Source organism: Mesorhizobium sp. M8A.F.Ca.ET.021.01.1.1, assembly GCF_003998025.1.
Taxonomy (GTDB): domain Bacteria; phylum Pseudomonadota; class Alphaproteobacteria; order Rhizobiales; family Rhizobiaceae; genus Mesorhizobium.
The window spans coordinates 1-2149 of sequence record NZ_RZSJ01000801.1; the positions used below are offsets into that span (position 1 = coordinate 1).

The following is a 2149-nucleotide window of genomic DNA, read 5'->3' on the forward strand; positions in this document are numbered from 1 at the left end:
CTGGGCGGCAACGCTATGCGCTCGCGATAGATCACTTCCCCCCTCACCGCCTTTTCCGCGGCAACGGACAGCTCCGGCACCGCCAGGATACCGACGACCAGCGGCACCAAGCCAAAGACGAAGAATTCGGCGATCCTGTCCAGCATGACCGTATCCCTTGCCCAAATCAGTCACGTGACCAGTTGGCAGAAGGATTGCGGTCGTTCCGTGACGCCTGCACGGTATTATTCGGACGGCGGTCGCTTCCAGCGCCGGGCTGCCTGGGCGTCGGTTTCCTTAGCCTCGACCCAGCCCCCCTCGGAGCCGTCGGTGCGATGTTCCTTCTTCCAGAAGGGGGCACGCGACTTGAGGTAGTCCATGAGGAAGTCCGCCGCCTCGAATGCCGCCTGGCGGTGCGCCGAAGCGGCCACCACCAGGACGATGTTGTCCCCCGGCGCGATCTTGCCATGGCGATGTATGACGGTGAGGCCTTGCAGCGGCCAGCGCTCGGTGGCTTCGGCAGCGATACGCCCGATCTCGGCTTCAGCCATGCCGGGATAGTGCTCGAGTTCGAGTGCCGAGAGCGCGCCCTGCTCATCGCGGCACAGGCCGGAGAAGGTGACCACCGCGCCAATGTCGGCGCGGCCTTGCGTCAGCCCGGCGATCTCGGCGGCAACGTCGAAATCCTGGCGCTGGATGCGCACGGTCGGCACCAGGACGGCCGACATGATGTCAGCCTCCGGTCATCGGCGGGAACAGCGCGATCTCGCGTGCACCCGATATCTTCTCGCGATGGTCGACATGTTCCTGGTTGATGGCGACGCGGATCACATCGGGATATTGCAGCGCGTGTTGGTAACCTTCGCCGCGCGATTGCAGCCAGCGCAAGAGGTCGGCGACCGTCTCGATGCCGGCGGGCAATTCGACATCTTCTTCCGATGTGCCGATACGTTCGCGAACCCAGGCGAAATAGATGAGACGGGTCGTCATCTCACTCGTCCATGATGTGCTTGAGGCCGGCGCGGAAATAGTCGTAGCCGGTGTAGAGCGTCACGAGGGCCGCGATCCACAGCAGCACCAGGCCGGTCTGCGTGGTCAGCGGAAAGATCTTGTCACCGGCCGGTCCCGCCAGGAGGAAGGCGATGGCGACCATCTGGATGGTGGTCTTCCACTTGGCAAGCTGCGTCACTGGCACCGAGACCTTGAGTGCCGCCAGATATTCGCGCAGGCCCGAGACCAGGATTTCGCGACACAGGATGATGATCGCCGCCCACAGCGACCAGCCGGCGATCCCGGCGTGACGGTCGGTGTCAGCCGCAAGCAGCAAGAGGCACGTGGCGACCAGCAGCTTGTCGGCGATCGGATCGAGCATCTTGCCGATGTTGGAGGTCTGCTGCCAGGCACGCGCAAAATAGCCGTCGAAATAATCGGTGACGGACGCCAGCAGGAAAATGACCAGCGCCGACCAGCGAGCGAAGTCGCTCGATTTCAGATGGCCCTCCAGAAAAAAGCACAGCACGACCAGCGGCACCGCGATGATGCGGGCGTAGGTCAACATGTTAGGCAGGTTAAACGCGCGCTGGGCCATGTCTGGTGGACTCTTTCTGCCTGCGTACTCAAATCAGAAGCGGATGTAGGGGGTCAACAGGCCAGATTCGACTGGCCAGATGAAAGTGGCGATTTTTTCAACTCTCGTGGAAGTGGTTGTAGACCAGTTTCGCCACCTGTTCGGAGATGCCGTCGACCTTCCTCAGATCCTCCACCGCGGCCCGGCTGACCGCCTTGGCGGTGCCGAAATGCAAGAGAAGCGCGCGCTTGCGGCCGGGACCGATGCCGACGATTTCGTCGAGCGGGCTCTTGACCATTTCCTTCTTGCGGCGGGCCCGGTGCGAACCGATGGCGAAACGGTGGACCTCGTCGCGCAGGCGTTGGACGAAATAGAGCACGGGATCGCGCACGGGCAGCGAAAACGAGTCTCTGCCCTTGACGAAGAAGCGCTCGCGGCCTGCATCGCGGTCCTGCCCCTTGGCGATGCCGATGGCGACGACGCGGTCCTCGATGCCGAGATCGGAAAGGATCTTGCGCACCGCCGTCATCTGGCCCTGGCCACCGTCGATCAGGATGACGTCGGGCCAGGCAGGGAAGCTTCCGGAGATATCGTCTTCGATAT

General features: G+C 62.9%; 4 protein-coding genes. All 4 read right to left on the reverse strand.

All coding sequences use genetic code 11. From position 1 onward, the window contains the following. Positions 1–224 precede the first annotated feature (224 nt). Positions 225–707: a molybdenum cofactor biosynthesis protein MoaE gene (locus tag EOA36_RS34075; RefSeq protein ID WP_127281087.1), complete on the reverse strand. Its 483-nt coding sequence runs from the start codon at positions 705–707 to the stop codon at positions 225–227. A 4-nt stretch (positions 708–711) separates the two neighbouring features. Next, a complete protein-coding gene (moaD, locus tag EOA36_RS34080) occupies positions 712–969 on the reverse strand; it encodes a molybdopterin converting factor subunit 1 (RefSeq protein ID WP_127281088.1) in 258 nt (85 codons plus the stop codon). Between the two features lies 1 nt (position 970). Continuing rightward, positions 971–1567: a CDP-diacylglycerol--glycerol-3-phosphate 3-phosphatidyltransferase gene (gene pgsA / locus EOA36_RS34085; protein ID WP_010915213.1), complete on the reverse strand. Its 597-nt coding sequence runs from the start codon at positions 1565–1567 to the stop codon at positions 971–973. Between the two features lie 97 nt (positions 1568–1664). Continuing rightward, positions 1665–2149, reverse strand: a 485-nt coding sequence (locus EOA36_RS34090) for a helix-hairpin-helix domain-containing protein (RefSeq protein WP_281040106.1), incomplete at its 5' end; no start/stop codon positions are given.